Origin of the sequence: Streptomyces sp. NPDC093071 (genome assembly GCF_044754545.1) — a bacterium.
Lineage (GTDB): Bacteria > Actinomycetota > Actinomycetes > Streptomycetales > Streptomycetaceae > Streptomyces.
Genome location: NZ_JBIVPH010000003.1, coordinates 1,202,334 through 1,221,532, shown reverse-complemented (window position 1 = coordinate 1,221,532; position 19,199 = coordinate 1,202,334). Strand labels below are relative to the sequence as shown.

Annotated in this window: 10 protein-coding genes; 3 read left to right on the top strand and 7 right to left on the bottom strand. The window is 74.4% G+C overall.

Annotated elements, in window-relative coordinates:
- The first annotated feature begins 218 nt into the window (after positions 1-218).
- Positions 219-5,183: an NAD-glutamate dehydrogenase gene (locus ACIQD7_RS16770; RefSeq protein ID WP_402442294.1), complete on the top strand. Its 4,965-nt coding sequence runs from the start codon at positions 219-221 to the stop codon at positions 5,181-5,183.
- A 73-nt stretch (positions 5,184-5,256) separates the two neighbouring features.
- On the opposite strand, the gene ACIQD7_RS16765 is transcribed toward ACIQD7_RS16770, so the two are convergent.
- The 3 genes from ACIQD7_RS16765 to ACIQD7_RS16755 are packed head-to-tail and all read right to left on the bottom strand — an operon-like array spanning position 5,257 to position 8,352.
- Positions 5,257-6,615, bottom strand: a complete 1,359-nt coding sequence (locus ACIQD7_RS16765; protein WP_402442292.1) for a glycosyltransferase 87 family protein — start codon at positions 6,613-6,615, stop codon at positions 5,257-5,259.
- An 11-nt stretch (positions 6,616-6,626) separates the two neighbouring features.
- A complete protein-coding gene (locus ACIQD7_RS16760; protein ID WP_402442290.1) occupies positions 6,627-7,442 on the bottom strand; it encodes an ABC transporter ATP-binding protein in 816 nt (271 codons plus the stop codon).
- Positions 7,435-8,352, bottom strand: coding sequence for an ABC transporter permease (locus ACIQD7_RS16755; RefSeq protein ID WP_402442288.1), 918 nt, complete (start codon positions 8,350-8,352; stop codon positions 7,435-7,437). Before ACIQD7_RS16755 ends, ACIQD7_RS16760 begins: the two co-directional genes overlap by 8 nt.
- Before the next feature lie 166 nt (positions 8,353-8,518).
- Here ACIQD7_RS16755 and ACIQD7_RS16750 point away from each other — a divergent pair, with 166 nt between their 5' ends.
- Positions 8,519-9,118 carry a TetR/AcrR family transcriptional regulator gene (locus tag ACIQD7_RS16750; RefSeq protein ID WP_402442286.1) on the top strand — a complete coding sequence of 200 codons (600 nt, stop codon included), beginning with the start codon at positions 8,519-8,521 and terminating at the stop codon, positions 9,116-9,118.
- A 15-nt stretch (positions 9,119-9,133) separates the two neighbouring features.
- Here the strand turns inward: ACIQD7_RS16750 and ACIQD7_RS16745 are convergent, their stop codons facing one another.
- The 4 genes from ACIQD7_RS16745 to ACIQD7_RS16730 all read right to left on the bottom strand — a co-directional run bounded on the left by ACIQD7_RS16745 (position 9,134) and on the right by ACIQD7_RS16730 (position 16,881).
- On the bottom strand, positions 9,134-10,018 hold the full coding sequence (locus ACIQD7_RS16745) for a carbohydrate ABC transporter permease (protein ID WP_402442285.1): 885 nt from the start codon (positions 10,016-10,018) through the stop codon (positions 9,134-9,136).
- Positions 10,015-11,376, bottom strand: coding sequence for a carbohydrate ABC transporter permease (locus ACIQD7_RS16740; RefSeq protein WP_402442283.1), 1,362 nt, complete (start codon positions 11,374-11,376; stop codon positions 10,015-10,017). The genes ACIQD7_RS16745 and ACIQD7_RS16740 overlap by 4 nt, the downstream gene beginning before the upstream one ends.
- An 8-nt stretch (positions 11,377-11,384) precedes the next feature.
- On the bottom strand, positions 11,385-12,743 hold the full coding sequence (locus ACIQD7_RS16735) for an ABC transporter substrate-binding protein (protein WP_402442282.1): 1,359 nt from the start codon (positions 12,741-12,743) through the stop codon (positions 11,385-11,387).
- A 124-nt stretch (positions 12,744-12,867) separates the two neighbouring features.
- A complete protein-coding gene (locus ACIQD7_RS16730) occupies positions 12,868-16,881 on the bottom strand; it encodes an FHA domain-containing protein (protein ID WP_402442280.1) in 4,014 nt (1,337 codons plus the stop codon).
- A 478-nt stretch (positions 16,882-17,359) separates the two neighbouring features.
- Here ACIQD7_RS16730 and ACIQD7_RS16725 point away from each other — a divergent pair, with 478 nt between their 5' ends.
- Positions 17,360-19,159: a serine/threonine-protein kinase gene (locus ACIQD7_RS16725; RefSeq protein ID WP_402442279.1), complete on the top strand. Its 1,800-nt coding sequence runs from the start codon at positions 17,360-17,362 to the stop codon at positions 19,157-19,159.
- Positions 19,160-19,199: the final 40 nt, after the last annotated feature.

The window sequence follows — 19,199 nt, the reverse complement described above, 5'->3', positions numbered from 1 at the left end:
TGAAGCCCCCGGCTGCCGCCCGACCCGCTCCGGCGGCCGGGCCGACCGCGCGTGCGCCGATCCCCTCCGCCCGGGCGGGCCGCCGTCGGCGGCCGAAGACGACCCGGGCATCTCTCATCCGGGCATGACGCCGTCTTTCGCGGAAACACGACGCGGAGGCGTGATGCCCTTCCTTCCACCGATGCCGCGCAACGGCGCGCGGCCAGGAGTCAGAGGACATGCAGACCAAGCTGGACGAAGCCAAGGCCGAGCTGCTCGAAAGGGCCGCCCGGGTAGCTGAGCACAGCCCGGTCGGGGGGCGACTTCCGACGGGGCCGGACGGTGCGGGCCGACGCCCGGACGGCGACACCGTGCTCGAGTACCTCCAGCGCTACTACCTGCACACCGCGCCCGAGGACCTGTCCGACCGCGACCCGGTCGACGTCTTCGGCGCCGCCCTCTCCCACTACCGCCTCGCGGAGAACCGTCCGCAGGGCACGGCGAACGTGCGCGTCCACACCCCGACGGTCGAGGAGAACGGCTGGACCAGCAGCCACTCCGTCGTCGAGGTCGTCACCGACGACATGCCCTTCCTCGTCGACTCGGTGACCAACGAGCTGTCCCGCCAGGGCCGCGGCATCCACGTCGTCATCCACCCGCAGGTCCTCGTCCGCCGCGACGTCACCGGCCGCCTCATCGAGGTCCTGTCGGCCCAGATCCACGGCGAGCTGCCGCACGACGCGCTCACCGAGTCCTGGATCCACGTCGAGATCGACCGCGAGACCGACCGCGCCGACCTCAAGCAGATCACCGCCGACCTGCTGCGCGTCCTGTCCGACGTCCGCGAGACGGTCGAGGACTGGGAGAAGATGCGCGACGCCGCGCTGCGCATCGCGGACGGCCTCGCCGACGAGCCCACCGCCCCCGACCTGCGTCCGACCGAGGTGGAGGAGGCCCGCGAGCTGCTGCGCTGGCTCGCCGACGACCACTTCACCTTCCTCGGCTACCGCGAGTACGAGCTCGTCGACGGCGACGCGCTGTCCGCCGTGCCCGGCACCGGCCTCGGCATCCTGCGCTCCGACCCGCGCCACTCCGGCGACGACGAGGGCCACCACGCCCACCCCGTGTCGCCCTCCTTCAGCCGGCTGCCCGCCGACGCCCGCGCCAAGGCGCGCGAGCACAAGCTGCTGATCCTGACGAAGGCCAACAGCCGGGCGACCGTGCACCGGCCCTCGTACCTCGACTACATCGGCGTGAAGAAGTTCGACGCCGCGGGCAACGTCGTCGGCGAGCGCCGCTTCCTCGGCCTCTTCTCCTCGGCCGCCTACACCGAGTCCGTCCGCCGCGTCCCGGTCGTCAAGCGCAAGGTCCAGGAGGTCCTGGCGGGCGCCGGCTTCTCCCCGAACAGCCACGACGGCCGCGACCTGCTCCAGATCCTGGAGACCTACCCGCGCGACGAGCTCTTCCAGACCCCGGCCGACCAGCTCCAGGCCGTCGTCACCAGCGTCCTCTACCTCCAGGAGCGGCGCCGGCTGCGGCTCTACCTGCGCCAGGACGAGTACGGCCGCTACTACTCGGCCCTCGTCTACCTGCCGCGCGACCGCTACACCACCCGCGTCCGGCTGCGGATCATCGACATCCTGAAGGAGGAGCTCGGCGGCACCAGCGTCGACTTCACCGCCTGGAACACCGAGTCGATCCTCTCCCGGCTGCACTTCGTCGTCCGCGTCGAGCCCGGCACCGAGCTGGCCAAGCTCACCGACGCCGACGTCGAGCGCATCGAGGGCCGGCTCGCCGAGGCCGCCCGCTCCTGGTCCGACGGCTTCGGCGAGGCGCTCAACGCCGAGCTGGGCGAGGAGCGCGCCGCCGAGCTGCTGCGCCGCTACGGCAACGCCTTCCCCGAGGGCTACAAGGCCGACCACTCGCCGCGCGCGGCCGTCTCCGACCTGGTCCACCTGGAGGCCCTCGCCGACAGCGAGAAGGACTTCTCGCTGTCCCTGTACGAGCCGGTCCTCGCGGGCCCCGGCGAGCGCCGCTTCAAGATCTACAAGACCGGCGACCAGATCTCCCTCTCCGCCGTCCTGCCGGTCCTCAACCGGCTCGGCGTCGAGGTCACCGACGAGCGCCCCTACGAGCTGCGCTGCGCCGACCGCACCCACGCCTGGATCTACGACTTCGGCCTGCGGCTCCCGGCCACCAACGGCAGCGGCGTCACCCTGGGCGACGACGCCCGCGAGCGCTTCCAGGAGGCCTTCGCCGCCACCTGGACCGGCGAGGCCGAGAACGACGGCTTCAACTCCCTGGTCCTCTCCGCCGGGCTCAACTGGCGCGAGGCGATGGTGCTGCGCGCCTACGCCAAGTACCTGCGCCAGGCCGGCGCGACCTTCAGCCAGGACTACATGGAGGACACCCTCCGTAACAACGTCCACACCACCCGGCTGCTCGTCAACCTCTTCGAGGCCCGGATGGCGCCGGAGCGCCAGCGCGCCGGCACCGAGCTGATCGACGCCCTCCTCGAAGAGCTGGACGCCGCCCTCGACCAGGTCGCGAGCCTGGACGAGGACCGCATCCTGCGCTCCTTCCTCACCGTCATCAAGGCCACCCTGCGGACCAACTTCTTCCAGAAGGACTCCGAGGGCCGGCCGCACTCCTACGTGTCGATGAAGTTCGACCCGCAGGCCATCCCCGAGCTGCCGGCCCCGCGCCCCGCCTTCGAGATCTGGGTGTATTCGCCGCGCGTCGAGGGCGTCCACCTGCGCTTCGGCAAGGTGGCCCGCGGCGGTCTGCGCTGGTCCGACCGGCGCGAGGACTTCCGCACCGAGATCCTCGGCCTGGTCAAGGCGCAGATGGTGAAGAACACCGTCATCGTGCCCGTCGGCGCCAAGGGCGGCTTCGTCGCCAAGCAGCTCCCGGACCCGACCGCGGACCGGGACGCCTGGCTGGCCGAGGGCATCGCCTCGTACAAGACGTTCATCTCGGCCCTGCTCGACATCACCGACAACCTGGTCGCGGGCGAGGTCGTGCCGCCGGTCGACGTGGTCCGCCACGACGAGGACGACACCTATCTGGTCGTCGCCGCCGACAAGGGCACCGCGACCTTCTCCGACATCGCCAACGGGGTCGCGGAGGCGTACGGCTTCTGGCTCGGCGACGCGTTCGCCTCCGGCGGCTCGGCCGGCTACGACCACAAGGGCATGGGCATCACCGCCCGCGGCGCCTGGGAGTCCGTCAAGCGCCACTTCCGCGAGCTGGGCCACGACACCCAGACCGAGGACTTCCGCGTCGTCGGCGTCGGCGACATGTCCGGCGATGTCTTCGGCAACGGAATGCTGCTCTCCGAGCACATCCGCCTGGTCGCCGCCTTCGATCACCGGCACATCTTCCTCGACCCGGAGCCCGACGCGGCCGTCTCGTACGCCGAGCGCCGCCGCCTCTTCGAGCTGCCCCGCTCCTCCTGGGCCGACTACGACGTCTCGCTGCTCTCCTCGGGCGGCGGCGTCCACCCCCGCAGCGCCAAGTCGATCCCGATCAACGCGCAGGTCAGGGCCGCCCTCGGCATCGAGGACGGGGTCACCAAGATGACCCCGGCCGAGCTGATGAAGGCGATCCTGCAGTCGCCCGTCGACCTGCTGTGGAACGGCGGCATCGGCACGTACGTCAAGTCCTCGGCCGAGTCCAACGCCGACGTCGGCGACAAGGCCAACGACGCCATCCGCGTCGACGGCCAGGACGTCCGCGCGAAGGTGATCGGCGAGGGCGGCAACCTCGGCGCGACCCAGCTGGGCCGCATCGAGTTCGCCCGCACCGGCGGCCCCGAGGGCGCGGGCGGCAAGGTCAACACCGACGCCATCGACAACAGCGCCGGCGTCGACACCTCCGACCACGAGGTCAACATCAAGATCCTGCTGAACGGGCTCGTCGCCGAGGGCGACATGACCGTCAAGCAGCGCAACAAGATCCTCGCGGAGATGACCGACGAGGTCGGCACGCTCGTCCTGCGCAACAACTACGCGCAGAACACGGCCCTGGCCAACGCCGTCGCCCAGTCGCCGTCCCTGCTCCACGCCCACCAGCGGTTCATGCGCCGCCTGGGCCGCGACGGGGCCCTCGACCGCTCCCTGGAGTTCCTGCCCAACGACCGGCAGATCCGCGAACTCCTCAACAACGGCAAGGGCCTGAGCCAGCCGGAGCTCGCCGTCCTCCTCGCGTACACCAAGATCACGGTGGCCGACGAGCTGATCGGCACGGAGCTGCCGGACGACCCGTACCTGACCGGGCTGCTCCACGCGTACTTCCCGACGCTGCTGCGCGAGCGGTTCACCGAGGCCGTCGACGGCCACCCGCTGCGCCGCGAGATCGTCACCACCGTCCTGGTCAACGACACCGTCAACGCCGGCGGTTCGACCTTCCTGCACCGCCTCCGCGAGGAGACCGGCGCGTCGATCGAGGAGATCGTCCGGGCGCAGACCGCCGCCCGCGTCGTCTTCCGCCTCGGCCAGGTCTGGGACGCCGTCGAGGCCCTCGACAACGTGGTGCCGGCCGAGATCCAGACCCGGATGCGGCTGCACTCGCGCCGGCTCGTCGAGCGCGGCACGCGCTGGCTGCTCAACAACCGGCCGCAGCCGCTCCGGCTCACCGAGACCATCGAGTTCTTCGCCGAGCGCGTCGAGGAGGTCTGGTCGCGGCTGCCGGAGCTGCTGCGCGGCGCGGACCTGGAGTGGTACCGGTCGATCCTGGACGAGCTGACCGGGTTCGGGGTGCCGGAGGAGCTCGCGCGGCGGGTCGCCGGGTTCTCCTCCGCCTTCCCGGCGCTCGACATCGTCGCGATCGCGGACCGGACGGGCACGGACCCGCTCGCGGTGGCCGAGGTCTACTACGACTTGGCCGACCGGCTGCGGATCACCGACCTGATGGACCGGATCATCGAGCTGCCGCGCGACGACCGCTGGCAGTCGATGGCCCGCGCCTCGATCCGCGAGGACCTGTTCGCGGCGCACGCGGCGCTCACGCAGGACGTCCTGACGGCGGGCGGCGCCGACGCCGGGCCGGAGGAGCGGTTCAAGGCCTGGGAGGAGCGGAACGCGGCGATCCTGGGCCGCGCGCGGACGACCCTGGAGGAGATCCAGGGCTCGGACACCTTCGACCTGGCGAACCTGTCGGTGGCGATGCGGACGATGCGCACGCTGCTGCGCTCGCACAGCTAGGGAGCGCGCGAGCGAGGGGCCCCGCCGGTTCTCCGGCGGGGCCCCTCGCCCTTTCCGTCGTCCTCCGGCGCGCTCACTCCTCCGGCGCGGCGGCGACCGTCGAGGTCCACAGGCGGCGGGCGGCGAGCAGGGCGGCGGTGAGCAGCAGGCCGTTGCGGAGCACCATCACGGCGAGGCCGGTGGGGGTGCCGTCGATGACGTCGAAGTAGAGGACGGGGTACGCCAGCGCGCTCAGCGCCGCCGCCGGGAGGAGCAGCAGCGCCACCGGCCGCATCACGGTGTCCCGGGAGGTCAGGCAGACGGCGGCCAGCCCCAGCAGCCAGATCATGTACTGGGGGCTGATCACCCGGCTGGTGACGGTGAACAGCAGGACGGCGGCGAAGGCCGTGTCCAGCGGGGTGGCGGGGGTCCAGCGGTGGGCCCGGACGCGCCAGAGGACCAGCCAGGCCAGGGCGAGGACGGTGCACAGCAGGGCGAGGTGGCCGAGGGTGGAGACGTACGGGCCGACGTACTCCAGGGCGCCGTAACGGAACTCGACCTTCCCCGGCCAGACGCCGGCGGACCGGGCGAGCGCGAGGGCGGTGCCGCCCAGGGACTCGATCTGGATGCCCCGGTCGCCCTGCTGGCGCAGGAAGCCGAGCGACTCGGAGAAGAAGAGCGCGAGGGTCGCGAGGAGCGCGACGGCGGTGACGGCGGCGGCGCTCCACGCCTCCCGGGTGGTCCGGCCCCGGGGCGTGCCGAGGAGGGCCAGCGCCGGCCACACCTTGACCATCGCCCCGATCCCGGCGAGCGCCCCGCCGAGCTGGTGGGCGGTGGTCGTCCGGGCCGTGACGGCGAGCAGGGCCAGGACGGCGAGGGCGGTGGTCTGGACGTCGTACCGGGCGAGGGGGAGGTGCAGGAGGAGCGGGAGGCCGCAGACCCAGATCCAGGCGCCGTGGGTGAGGCGCGCGCCGTCGGCGCGGGCGAGGGCGAGGGTGACGACCGCGTCGGCGAGGAGGGTGAGGGTGACGAAGGCCTGGAAGTAGGTGAGCCAGGGGAGGGCGCCCGGGGACATGATCACGAGCCCGGCCCCCGGCGGGTACTGCCAGGTGACGTCGCCGGGCGGGAAGGTGCCCGTGACGAACTTCCCGTACCAGTGCTCGTAGAGCGCCACCTCGCGGGCCACCCCGCCGATGCCGAGGTCGTCGCGGAGGAGCAGCAGGAGCATCCCGGCCCGGGTGAGGAGCCAGACGGCGGCGAGCGCGAGCCGGGGGCCGCTGCCGACCGTGACGAAGGTGGCGGAGGTGAAGGTGTCCGACGCGAAGGGGGAGCGGGTGAGGGCGGGGGGTTCGGTGCCGGTGGGGCGCGGGGGGCCGGACGGGGGGCCGGACGCGGGGGAGGCCGGGGGTGCGGCGCCGGCCGGGTGGGGGGTCTGCGGCTGATCGTTCGTCACCCCACCGCACTTTAGACCGTAATGTCGTTTTTGCCGGTGGTCTTCGCCCCTGACGCGGTGAACTCCTCGTACGCCGCCACCACCTCCCGCGCCGGGCCGTCCATCCGGAGCGTCCCCGCCTCCAGCCACAGGGCGCGCTCGCAGGTCTCCACGACGGTGGAGTTCGAGTGGCTGACCAGGAGGACCGTCCCGGCCTCCGCCCGCAGTTCCTCGATCCGCCGCCTGCTGCGGCGGCGGAAGCGGGCGTCGCCGGTGGCCAGGGCCTCGTCGATCAGCAGGACGTCGTGGCTCCTCGCGGCGGCGATGGAGAAGCGCAGCCGGGCGCCCATTCCGGAGGAGTACGTCCGCATGGGGCGGGAGATCGCGTCGTCCTTCTCGTTGACGCCGGAGAAGTCGACGATCCCGTCGTAGCGCTCGCGGACCTCCGTACGGCTCATGCCCAGGGCGAGGCCGCCGAGGACGACGTTCCGCTCGCCCGTCAGGTCGTTCATCAGGACCGCGTCGACGCCGAGGAGGGCGGGGCGGCCGTGGGTGTAGATCCGGCCCCGGTCGACGGGCAGGAGCCCCGCGACGGCCTTCAGGAGGGTGGACTTCCCCGATCCGTTCGAACCGATCAGGCCGATCGCCTCGCCCCGGTACGCGACGAAGTCGACTCCCTCGACGGCGTGGACCCGGCGGGTGGCCGGGGTCCTCCGCCACCGCCCGCGTCCCCGTTTCTCTCCCCGTCCCTGCCCCTGCCCCTGTCCCTGTCCGTGCACGGTGTACGTGATGTGGACGCCGTCGGCCACGACGGTCGGGATCCTCTCGTGCTCGCGCGCCTCAGCCACGGCCGTACGCCTCCTCCGCCTTCCAGAACCAGAGGAAGCCGCCCGCGAAGGACAGCAGGGCCCAGCCGGCGGCGAGCGCCCAGACGTGCGGCGGCAGCCGGTCCGCCGTGTGGCTCCCGATCAGGGCGAAGCGCATGAGGTCGATGTAGACCGCCGCCGGGTTGCAGCGGAGGGCGAGCACCACGCCCTCGGGGAGCCGCCCGCCGCCCGCCAGGTTCTGGATCGACCACATGGCGCCCGAGGCGTACATCCAGGTGCGGAGCGCGAACGGCATCAGCTGGCCGACGTCCGGGGTGCGGGCCCCGAGCCGGGCCAGGGCGAGCGCCACGCCCGTGTTGAACAGGGTCTGGCAGACGAGCGCGGGGACGGCGAGCAGCCAGCTCCGGGCGGGGAACTGGCCGCAGCAGAGCAGGATCACGACGAGCGCGGCGAGCGAGAGCAGGAACTGCTGGAGCTGCTGGAAGGCGAGCGAGAGCGGCAGGCTCGCGCGCGGGAAGTGCAGGGCGCGGACCAGGCCGAGGTTGCCGCTGATCGCCCGGGTGCCGGCCATCAGCGTGTTGGAGGTGAAGGTCCACACGAAGACGCCGGTGATCAGGAAGGGGACGTAGTCGGGGACGCCGTGCTTGGCGTTCATGAACACGCCGAAGATCAGGTAGTAGACGGCCGCGTTGAGCAGCGGGGTCGCCAGCTGCCAGACCTGGCCGAGACGGGCCTGGCTGTACTGGGCGGTCAGCCGGGCGGTCGCGAAGGCGGCGACGAAGTCGCGGCGGGACCAGAGCTGCCGGACGTACTCCGCCAGCGGCGGACGGGCCCCGCTGACGGTCAGTCCGTGCCGGAGGGCGAGCGCGCGGAGGTCCTCGGCGGGGGGAGGGGCGGTCCGGGACGGGGGCGGAGCGAGGGTGACGGTCATGGGCGGGCTTTCGGGGCGGGGTCGGCATGGGCGGTACGGGCCGGGCCGGGTGACGGGGCTCGTTACGACGGGACGGTCCCGTACCGTCGCTACGGGGACAGTAGGACGCCGGACGACGGAACGCAACCGTATCGTCGTGACGTCGTCGTTGGTTAGGATGCCGTCCATGACCGAACCGACCCCCCGCCGCACGCCCGCCGGAGCCGCCGTGCTCCGCGAGGACGTGACCGAGGCCATCCGCGCCGCCGTCTTCGAGGAGCTCGCGGCCGTCGGCTTCGCCCGGATGTCCATCGAGGGGATCGCGCGCCGCGCGGGCGTCGGCAAGACCGCCGTCTACCGGCGCTGGAAGTCCAAGCTCTCCCTCGTCCTCGACCTCGTCGGCGCCTTCGCCGCCCAGGGCCTGCCGGTGCCCGCCACCGGCTCCCTGTACGGGGACGTGCGCGCCCTCCTGGAGGTGGCCGCGCAGGCCCTGAGCCACCCGGTCGCCTCCCGGGTCGTCCCCGACCTCCTCGTCGAGGCCGCCCGGCACCCCGAGATCGCCGACGCCGTCAAGGCAGCGCTGCTCGACGGACAGCAGGGCGTCGTCGCCCGGATCATCCGCGAGGCCGTCGCGCGCGGCGAACTCCCCGAGGGCGCCGACCCGGACCGGGCCCTCGACCTGGTCGCCGGGCCGCTGTACTGGCGCCTGGTCGTCGTCCGCACCCCGCCGCCCCCGGGGTACGTCGACGACCTCGCGCGCTCGGCGGTGGCGGCGCTCACGGGCTGACCCCGCGAAGAGGGGTCACTTCACCGCGCCCGCCATCACCCCCGACGCGAACTGCCGCTGGAACGCGAAGAACACCACCAGCGGCACCACCATGGACAGGAACGCGCCCGGTGCGAGCACGTCCACGTTGTTGCCGAACTGCCGGACCTGCTGCTGGAGCGCCACCGTGATCGGGGGTGACTGCGAGTCCGCGAAGATCAGCGCGATCAGCATGTCGTTCCAGACCCAGAGGAACTGGAAGATGCCGAGCGAGGCGATCGCCGGGCCGCCGAGCGGCAGCACCACCCGGGTGAACAGCCGGATCTCGCCCGCCCCGTCGAGCCGCGCCGCCTCCAGGAGCTCGCGCGGGATCTCCGCGAAGAAGTTCCGCAGCAGGAAGATCGCGAACGGCAGGCCGAAGGCCGTGTGGAAGAGGACCACCCCGGCGGTCGTCTCGAACAGCCCGACCGCCCCGAACAGCTTCGACACCGGCACCAGGGCGACCTGCACCGGCACCACCAGCAGGGCCACCACGCCGAGGAACCACCAGTCCCTGCCCGGGAACTCCAGCCACGCGAACGCGTACCCGGCGAACGAGCCGATCACCAGGACGAGCAGCGTGGCTGGGACGGTGATCAGGACGGTGTTGAGCAGGGAGCCGGTGATCGTGTCGTTCGCGAGCAGGTGCGCGTAGTTCTCCGTGGTCAGCCGGGCCGGCGCCGCGAACACCTCCCACCAGCCGCTCGCCGCGATGTCGGACGGCGAGCGGAGCGAGGAGAGCAGCAGCCCGACCGTCGGCAGCAGCCAGAACAGGCCCGCCAGGACGAGGAAGACCCGGACCGCGCCGGACGCGGCCACGGACGCGATCCGCGCCGCCGGGGAACGGGAGGGACGGGTCGGCCGGACGTCGGTCGTGCTCATCGGCGGGCCTCCCTGCGCATACGGCGGATGTTGAGGACCATCACCGGCACCACCAGCAGGAGCAGCAGGACGGCGATGGCCGAGCCGACCCCGAGGTCCGCGTCCGTGCCGAAGGACGAGCGGTACAACTGGAGCGCGAGCACGTTCGCGTCGTCCTGCGCCGAGCCCGGTGCGATCACGAAGACCAGGTCGAAGATCTTCAGCACGTTGATCATCAGGGTGACGAGGACGACCGCTAGGACCGGCGCCAGGAGCGGCACCGTGATCCGGCGGAACACCTGCCACTCGTTCGCCCCGTCCACCCGCGCCGCTTCGAGCAGTTCGCGCGGCACGGCCGCGAGCCCGGCCCCGATGAGCACCATCGCGAACCCGGCCCACATCCACACGTACGCCCCGATGATCGCGGGCGTGACGAGCGAGGGGCCCAGCCACTCGACGCCGTTGTACTGCTCCCGGAAGTTGCCCGCGGGCAGCCGCAGCACGGCCCCGTCCGCGCGGTCGGCGGGCAGGGCGAACGTGCCGTCGGCCGCCGCCGTCGCCGTGGCGACCACCTTCCCGTCCCGTACGGCCTCGATCCGCAGCCCCGCGAGGCCCCGTTCGGCCGGGTCGACCTCGTTCGGCCGCCCGCCGCCGCCCCGGGTGAAGTCCAGCCAGGCCGTGCCGGTGATCGTGCCCGGGTCCGTGCCGGCGGGCGGCGCGGCCGGGCGCGCGCCCTCCGGCATCTGCGCCGGGGCCACCCCGACCAGCGGAAGCCGTACGGGCTGCCCGGCCCGCACCGGTTCCTTCGTCACGAACGCGCCGTCCCCGGCCGCCTTCAGCGGGTGCACGGGCAGCGGCCTGGCCTTCGGGAAGACCGAGGACTCGGCGAAGGTGTCGTGGACGCCGACCCAGACCGCGTTCGCGACGCCCCGGTCCGGATCCTGCTCGTACACCAGCCGGAAGATGATCCCGGCGGCCAGCATCGAGATCGCCATCGGCATGAAGACGAGCAGTTTGAACGCCGTTCCCCAGCGGACGCGTTCGGTCAGGACCGCGAAGACCAGGCCGAGGGCGGTGGCGACCGCGGGGGCCACCACCAGCCAGACCAGGTTGTTCTTCACGGCGGTGCGGAGCGAGTCGTCGGTGAACAGGGCCAGGTAGTTGTCGAGGCCGACGAAGGAGGAGCCGGAGCGGTCGAAGAACGAGCGCTGGACGGAGTACCCGATCGGGTAGACGACGAGCGCGCCGAGCAGGAGCAGGGCGGGCAGGAGGAACCCCGCCGCCACGGCCCGGCGCCGCCTCGCGTCCCCGCTGCCCTTCCCTCGGGAGCCGTCCGTTCCGGCCGTGCTCCTCGCGCGCGTGGCGGTGGTGGAGGACATGACCGGCCTCAGCCCTTCGCGGCGGCCCGGTACGCCTTCGCCGCGTCCGCCTCCAGGCGCGCCTGGGTCCCGGCGATGTCCTTCGGGTTCTTCAGGAAGTCCTGGAGCGCCTTCCACTCGCCCTTGCCGGGCGTCCCGCCGAACGACTGCGGCATCTGGTCCGACATGTCGAACCGGAAGTCGTCACCGGCGCCGATCAGGGCCTCGGCGATCTCGCGCTGGACGTCGTTCGGGTACGCCGACGGGTCCAGGTTCTTGTTCGGCGAGAGGAAGCCGCCCGCGCCCGCCCAGATCTTCGCCGCGTCCGGGGAGGCCAGGAAGGCGAGGAGCGCCTGGGCGCCCTTGGTGTCCTTGAGGGCCACGGCCGCGTCTCCGGCCGTCACCACGGGCACGGTCCCGGCGTCCCCGACCTTCGGGAAGGGGAAGACCTTCGCGTCCGTGCCGATCTTCGCCTCGGTCTGGGCGATGTTGACGGCGGCGAAGTCGCCCTCGTAGACCATCGCGCCCTTCGGCTCGGCCCCGCCGGTGAAGGTCTGGGTGACCGAGGCCGGGTACTCCGTCTGGAGCGCGCCGCTCGTGCCGCCCGCGAGCAGCGACGGCTTGCCGAACAGCTCGGCGAGCGTGGTCAGGGCGGCGGTGACGGACGGGTCCGTCCACTTGATCTCGTGCTTCGCCAGCCGGTCGTACTTCTCCGGGCCCGCCTGGGAGAGGTAGACGTTCTCGAACCAGTCGGTGAGGGTCCAGCCGTCCGCGCCGCCGACCGAGACCGGCGTGACGCCGGACGCCGATATCGTCTCGGCGGTGGTCAGGAACTCCTTCCAGGTCTTCGGCTCGGTGGCGCCCGCGTTCTCGAAGACGGCCGTGTTGTACCAGACCAGGGACTTGTTGGCGGCCTTGAAGTAGACGCCGTACTGGGTGCCGTCCACCGCGCCCAGCTCCTGCCAGCCGCGCGAGTAGTTCGCGGCCAGCTGGGCCTTGGCCTCCGGGCCGACCGGCTTGAGCCACTTCTGGGCGGCGGCCTGCTGGATCGCCCCCACCTGCGGGAGCATCGCCACGTCGGGCGGGGAGCCGCCCGCGATCTTCGTGCCGAGGAAGTTCACGATCGGGTCCTGGGCGGGCACGAACGTCACGGTCGCGCCGGTCCGCTTCTCGAACTCCTTCAGGACCTTGGTGAAGTTCTCCTGCTCCGGGCCCGTCCAGACGGCCGCGACCTCGATCTTCTCGCCCTTCAGGGGGAGATCGCCGCTCGGCTTCGCCTCCGGGTCCCCGGAGCCGCCGTCGCCGCAGCCCGCGAGGGCGAGCGCGGCGAGCGCCGTGAGTGCCGTGAAGGTCACGGCGGCCTTGCGTGGACGAAGAGTTGTACGCATCGCTGCCCCGTCTCTTTCGTGCGCTGAGCTGTCCCGTGCCGACAGGTCTACGCCCGGTGATGCGGGGGCCGCAATACCGCCTTCCGTGTCAAGTGGACGATCGTGATTGGCTCGTGACGTGGCGTCAGGAAGGGTTTCCGGCGGACGTCGCGGGAGAGGAGAGGGGGGCCACGGGTGTCGCCTCCACCGAGCGGGCCGCGCGGTCGAGCGCGCTCGCGAGGAGGGCGAGGTCCGTCGGTCCGTTGCCCAGCTCGCGGACCGGGCGGCGGGTGGGCGGGTCGCCCATCCGCTCCCACTCCAGCGGGACGACCGTCGGCCGGAGCGTCGCCGTCCGGGGGATCCGGCCGGTGACGCGGCCCGCCTGGAAGGGGGTCACCCGGCCGTCCGGGTGCCCGAGACGGCCCCGCCCGGCCGCCGGGACGTCCGGTCCCGCCGTCACCGGGGGCGCGTCGAGCACGATCCGCAGCCGGGCGCTGTGGGCCGGCTCGGTGTCGGCCGTCCGGTCCGGGCGGGCCGAGGTCACGACGAGGTGCACGCCGAGCCGCTCGCCGTGCCGGGCGACGGCCTCCAGGGCCCGCACCACGGACCCGGCGGCGGGCCGGCCGGGGGCGCCGAGCGCGGGCGCGACCAGGGCGTCGAAGTCGTCGACCAGCACGACCAGCCGGGGCAGTGCCCGACCCCCCGCCGCCGCCTCCCCCGAGGCGGGCCGCGGAATCCGGATCCCGGCCCCCTCGGTACGGGGGACGCGTCCGCTGGGGCGGTTGTCGAGGTCGTCGGCCCCGGTGCGGGGCACGCGCCCGCTCGTACGGGTGTCGAGGTCGCCGTCTCCGGTGCGGAGGGTTCGGCTGCTGGGGCGGTCGCCCGGGTCGCCGTCTCTGGTGGGAGGGACGTGCCTGCTGGGCCGGTCGGTGAGGTCGTCGGCTCCGGCGCGGGGCACGCGCCCGCTTGTACGGGTGTCGAGGTCGCCGTCTCCGGTGCGGAGGGTCCGGCTGCTGGGGCGGTCGCCCGGGTCGCCGTCTCCGGCGCGCGGGGTGCGCCTGCTCGTACGGGTGTCGAGGTCCCCGTCTCCGGTGCGGAGGGTTCGGCCGCTGGCGTGGCCGCCCAGGTCGCCGTCCCTGGTGGGGGGCACGCGCCTGCTGGGGCGGTCGGTGAGGTCGTCGGCCCCGGTGCGGGGCACGCGTCCGCTCGTACGGGTGTCGAGGTCGCCGTCTCCGGTACGGAGCGTTCTGCCGCCGGCGTGGCCGCCCAGGTCGTCGGCCCCGGTGCGGGGGACGCGGCGGTCGTCCGGGGAGCCGGGGCCCCGGCGTGGGAGTCGGCCGCTGGGTGTGTCGGTCAGGAAGGCGTCCGCTCCGGAGCGGGACGGGCCGCTGCCGGTGCGGGCGGGGCGGGAGTCCCCGCCGGGGTACGGGGTCCGGGCGGGGGTGTCGTCCGCGCCCGGGTACGGTGTCCGGGGCGCCGTGCGGCTGCTCGGGAGGGCGCCGATCGTGCCGTCGCCCGTGCGGAGGGTGCGGCCGCTCGAATGGTCGCCGGTGTCCGGGAGGCGGACGGTCGCGCGGGCACCCCGGGGGACGGACTCCGCCGCGCTCGGCGCGCGCTGGCCGATCAGCCGCTCGGACACCTGCGGGGCGCGGGCGCCCCGGCGGTCGGCGAAGGGGGTGTCCCCCAGGAGCTCGGCCCGCCGCTTCAGCTCGGCGCCGAGCGCCTGCGCGAACTCCCTCATCCGGACCGGGTCCGACGCCACCAGATGCTCGGTCACGTGCGGCAGCTCCGTACAGGCCGCGAGGCCCTCGCCGCGCTCGCCACCGGCCCCGTCCACGAGGAGCAGGCCGAGCCGGTCGGGGCGGCCGCCCGCCGCGAGCGAGGCGGCGATCGAGCGGAGCAGCTCCGTGCGCCCGCTGCCCGCCGGGCCCTCGATCAGCAGGTGCGGGCCCTCCTGGGTGAGGTCCACGGCCAGCGGGCCGTGCGGGCCCGTGCCCAGGACGGCCGTCCCGTCCCCGGCGGAGGCCCAGCGGGCCATCAGGGAGGCGGGCGTGGCCCGGGCGAGCCCCAGCTCGTCGAGCAGCCGGGAGGACGGGGGCAGCGCGGCGGCCCGCCCGTGCGGCGCCGCCGGGGTCTCCGGCCGCAGCGGCGCGAGGGCCCGCCCGAACCGCTCGGCCCAGGCGACGGAGACCGCGTCGACCACGCCGACGGTCCCGTGGCCCGCCACGCGCCCGCCCGCCGTGCGCAGCAGCCGCAGCGCCGTCGCCACGTCCCCGCTCAGGAGCGCGGCGGCCCCGCACTCGCGGAACGCGAGGGACGCGGCGCACGCGGCCTCGTAGGTCGCGGCCACCGGCGACACCGGGGAGGCGGAGGGCGCCTCGGCCAGACAGAGGAGGTGGATGCCGGCGGCCGCCCCGGCTCCCGCGAGCCGCGCCACGGTCTCGCGCAGCGCCGCCGTACCGGGGTCGCCGTCCACGACCACCACCGTCCGGGGCCCCTCGTAGCGGGCGGCGGCCTCCGCGACGGACGCACGGTCGGCGCTGGGCCAGCCGGGCCCGAGCGGGCCGTCGTCGAGCCGCCGGGTCAGCTCGGACGTGCGCGCGTGGGCCTGCTCGCGGTCGTACGCCAGGAGCAGCCGGCAGTCCTGGCCGTGGGCCGGGCGGACGTGCGGGAGCCAGCCGAGCCAGCCCCAGGCGCGGCGCCGCTCCTCCAGGGAGCGGTTCCGGTCGGCGCTGACGAGGACGATCTCCAGGTCGGAGGGGGAGTGCAGGGCGGCGAGCTGGGCCACCACCGAGCGGGCGAACCCGGCGAGCCGGTCACCGGGACCCGCGAGACCGAGCGAACCGGCCTCGCGCAGCCCGACCGTGACCGGCACCCCGGAGAGCTCGGCGCGGTCCGTGGTGCCGAGCCGGACCGCCAGGTACTCGGGGTGGTCCGGGTCCCGCTCCCAGAGCCGGGGGCCGGGGCCGAGCGCGGTGAGCAGGACGGTGGCCGGGTCGGGCCAGGTGTCGGCGCCCGGTACGGGCCCCCGGGCGCCGTCGCGGGCGCCGGGGCCCTGCCGGGTGCCCGCGTGCGTGTCGGGGACCGGACGGGCCTCGGCGGCGGGGGCCGGAAGCTCCTCGCGGCCCCCGGCGAGCCGCCGGGCCCACGCGCCGAGCCCGCGCCTGCCGGCCGGTCGCGACGCCTGCGTCTGCGCCCGGGCGGCCGGGCCCCCGTCACCGGCGGAGCCGGAGCCGTACGGGTCGTGGGGGCCGCCGTCGCGCGCGTGGCCGCGGGAATCGTCGTCGTAGCGGTCGTGCGCGTGCGGGTCGCCGCCGTGGTCGTGGTCGTGTCCGTCGGCGTACGGCGCGCCCCGGCCGTCGTCGGCCGCGTCGCCGCCCCACGCGAGCGCGTGCCCGCCGCCGTGGGTCGTGTCGTCGTCCACCGGGCCGCCCGGAGCCGTCCGGGGGCCGCCCGGGGCCGCCCCGGGACCGCCCGCCGGGACCGGCCGGTCCGCGCCGGGCCCGCGCGTGAGCCGCAGGTGGCCCTCGCCGTCCGGGGCCGTCGCCACCGCGTCCGTACCGCAGGGGTCGTCGCCCGGGCCCGTCAGGCGGAGGGCGGACTCGCCGAGGCGCAGCAGCGCGCCCGGCCGGAGCCGGACCGGGCGCTCGCCGACGGGGGCGCCGTCGAGGGTCGTGCCGTTCGTCGAGCCGCGGTCGGCGACCGTGACCCGGCCGTCCGCGCCGACGGTCACCGTGCAGTGCGCGCGGGAGACGTCCGGGTCGTCGAGCGGGACGTCGGCGTCGACGGAACGGCCGATTCTGATCGCTCCGCCGTGCAGCAGGTGCACCCCGCCCGCGTCCGGACCCGCCACCACGTGCAGCCGGGCGGCCGCACCCTCCCCGACCCGGTCGTCCGGTCCGGGGACCTGGAGCGAGAGGACGGCGCCGTCGACCAGCGGGGGCTCGCCGAGCACGCAGCGCCGGCCGTCCAGCCGCTCCGCGCCCGCGTAGAGCACGGTCGTGCCCGAGGCGGAGGTCTCGGGGCCCGTGACGGCGGCGGCCAGCTGGGAGGCCACGGCGGAGAGCGCCGTCCCGGCCGGTGCGGTGACGAGCACGTCGCAGGCGCGCCCGGCGCCGTGGCCGGCGTGCGGCGCGAGGACGGTCAGCCGGATCTGCATCGCCGTCAGCGGTCCCTTCTGCGCGACGTGCCCGGCAGGGGAACCGCCCGTGTCTCCCCCCACCCGGCACGGACGCGTCGTCCGGTACAGGTCGGCACGGCGCGGGGCTCCCGACCCCATCGGTGCGACGTGCTGGAGGCATCCTCGCACCTGCCACCGACAGCGCGCCCGCCGGTCGGCCGTAAGTGATCTTGAATGGTCGGCTGTGGGCGCAAAAGTGCCTGGTTGGACATGCCTTCGGAACATGCCCGGCAACCGACCCGCTCGGAGAAGCGTCTCCTTCCGGACAGGACCGGGGTACGTTCCGGACATCTTCGGTCAGGGCGTCCTCCGGAAACGCCCTGTGGACGACCGGCCTGGGACCCGTTCGGCGGCACTAAAGTGGGTCGGACACCCGGACGGGTCACAACAGAGGACAGGGACCGCGGGGACAGCACAGGAACCACCCCAGGACCACGATCAGCAGGGAGCGCGTGACGTGCGGCCTATCGGCAGCAAGTACCTGCTCGAGGAGCCGCTCGGCCGCGGCGCCACGGGCACCGTCTGGCGAGCCCGCCAGCGGGAGACGGCGGGCGCCGAGGCGGCCGTGCCCGGCCAGCCCGGCGAGACCGTCGCGATCAAGGTCCTCAAGGAGGAGCTGGCCAACGACGCGGACATCGTGATGCGCTTCCTGCGCGAGCGGTCCGTGCTCCTCCGGCTCACCCACCCGAACATCGTGCGCACCCGCGACCTGGTCGTCGAGGGCGACGTCCTCGCCCTCGTCATGGACCTCGTCGAGGGCCCCGACCTGCACCGGTACATCCGGGAGAGCGGACCGCTCACCCCGGTCGCCGCCGCGCTCCTCACCGCCCAGATCGCCGACGCGCTCGCCGCCAGCCACGCCGACGGCGTCGTCCACCGCGACCTGAAGCCGGCCAACGTCCTGCTCGCCGAGCACAACGGCGAGATGCACCCGATGCTCACCGACTTCGGCATCGCGCGCCTCGCCGACTCCCCGGGCCTGACCCGCACCCACGAGTTCGTCGGCACGCCCGCGTACGTGGCGCCCGAGTCCGCCGAGGGCCGCCCGCAGACCTCCGCCGTCGACATCTACGGCGCGGGCATCCTCCTCTACGAGCTGGTCACCGGCCGCCCGCCGTTCGCGGGCGGCACCGCCCTGGAGGTCCTGCACCGCCACCTCAGCGAGGAGCCGCGCCGCCCCTCGACCGTCCCCGGCCCGCTGTGGACGGTCATAGAGCGCTGCCTCAGCAAGGACCCCGACCGGCGCCCGAGCGCCGTGAACCTCGCCCGCGGCCTGCGCGCGGTCGCCGCCGGCATCGGCGTGCACGCCACGCCCGCCCAGATCGAGGCGGCGGACGGCGTCGGGGCGCTCCTCGCCCCCGACCCGGCGCCCGCGCCGGTCCCCGGGACGCCCGGGGCCGCCGACCCGACCCAGGTGCTGTCCCACGGCGCCCCCGGCTCCGCCGACCCCACCCAGGTGCTGCCCGCCGGGGCCGGGGCGCCCCCGCGCTACGACCCCGCCGGCGCGACCAGCGTCATGCCGACCGGCGGCCCGGGCGGCGGCGCCGACCCAACGACCGTCATGCCCCCCGTGCCCCCGGGCCCGCCGCAGGCCGGACAGGGCGGTCAGGCCGGACAGGGCGGCCAGGGCGAGGAGCCGCACCCCTGGCAGAACCAGCTGCGCGCCGCCCGCGACCGCAACGAGCAGACGCAGGTGCAGTACCTGGACCCGAGCCAGGACCCCCTGCGCCGCCGCCCGCAGCGCCAGCCGCAGCAGCCCCCGCACCCGCCGCAGAACCAGCAGCGGCAGCAGCCCCCGTCGTACCAGCAGCAGCGCCCGGCTCCGCAGCGGCCCGCGCCCCAGCGGTACCAGCCGCAGCACCAGCCCCAGCAGTACGCGCCCCCGCCGCCGCCCGCCCCGCAGCAGCAGTACGCCCCGCCCCAGCAGCAGTACGCGCCCCCGCAGCCGCCGCCCCAGGCCCCGGCGCCCCGCGAGCCGCGCCCGCCGCGCGAGCCGCGCCGGCGCAGCGCCAACCCGATCCGGATCCCCGGCCTCGGCTGCCTCAAGGGCTGCCTGGTCATGATCATCCTGTTCGTGGTCGCCGGCTGGCTCGTCTGGGAGCTGACCCCGCTCCAGAGCTGGGTCGCCGAGGGCAAGGGCTACTGGGAGGCGATCGGCGACGGCGTCTCGTCCTTCACCACCTGGGTGTCCGACCTATTCGACAGCGCGAGCACCGGCACCGGAAACACGGGTGCTACCGGCGGTACGGGACAGTAATACTGTTGATTTGTCGACTTCCAGGGGGTGTTTTCCTCCC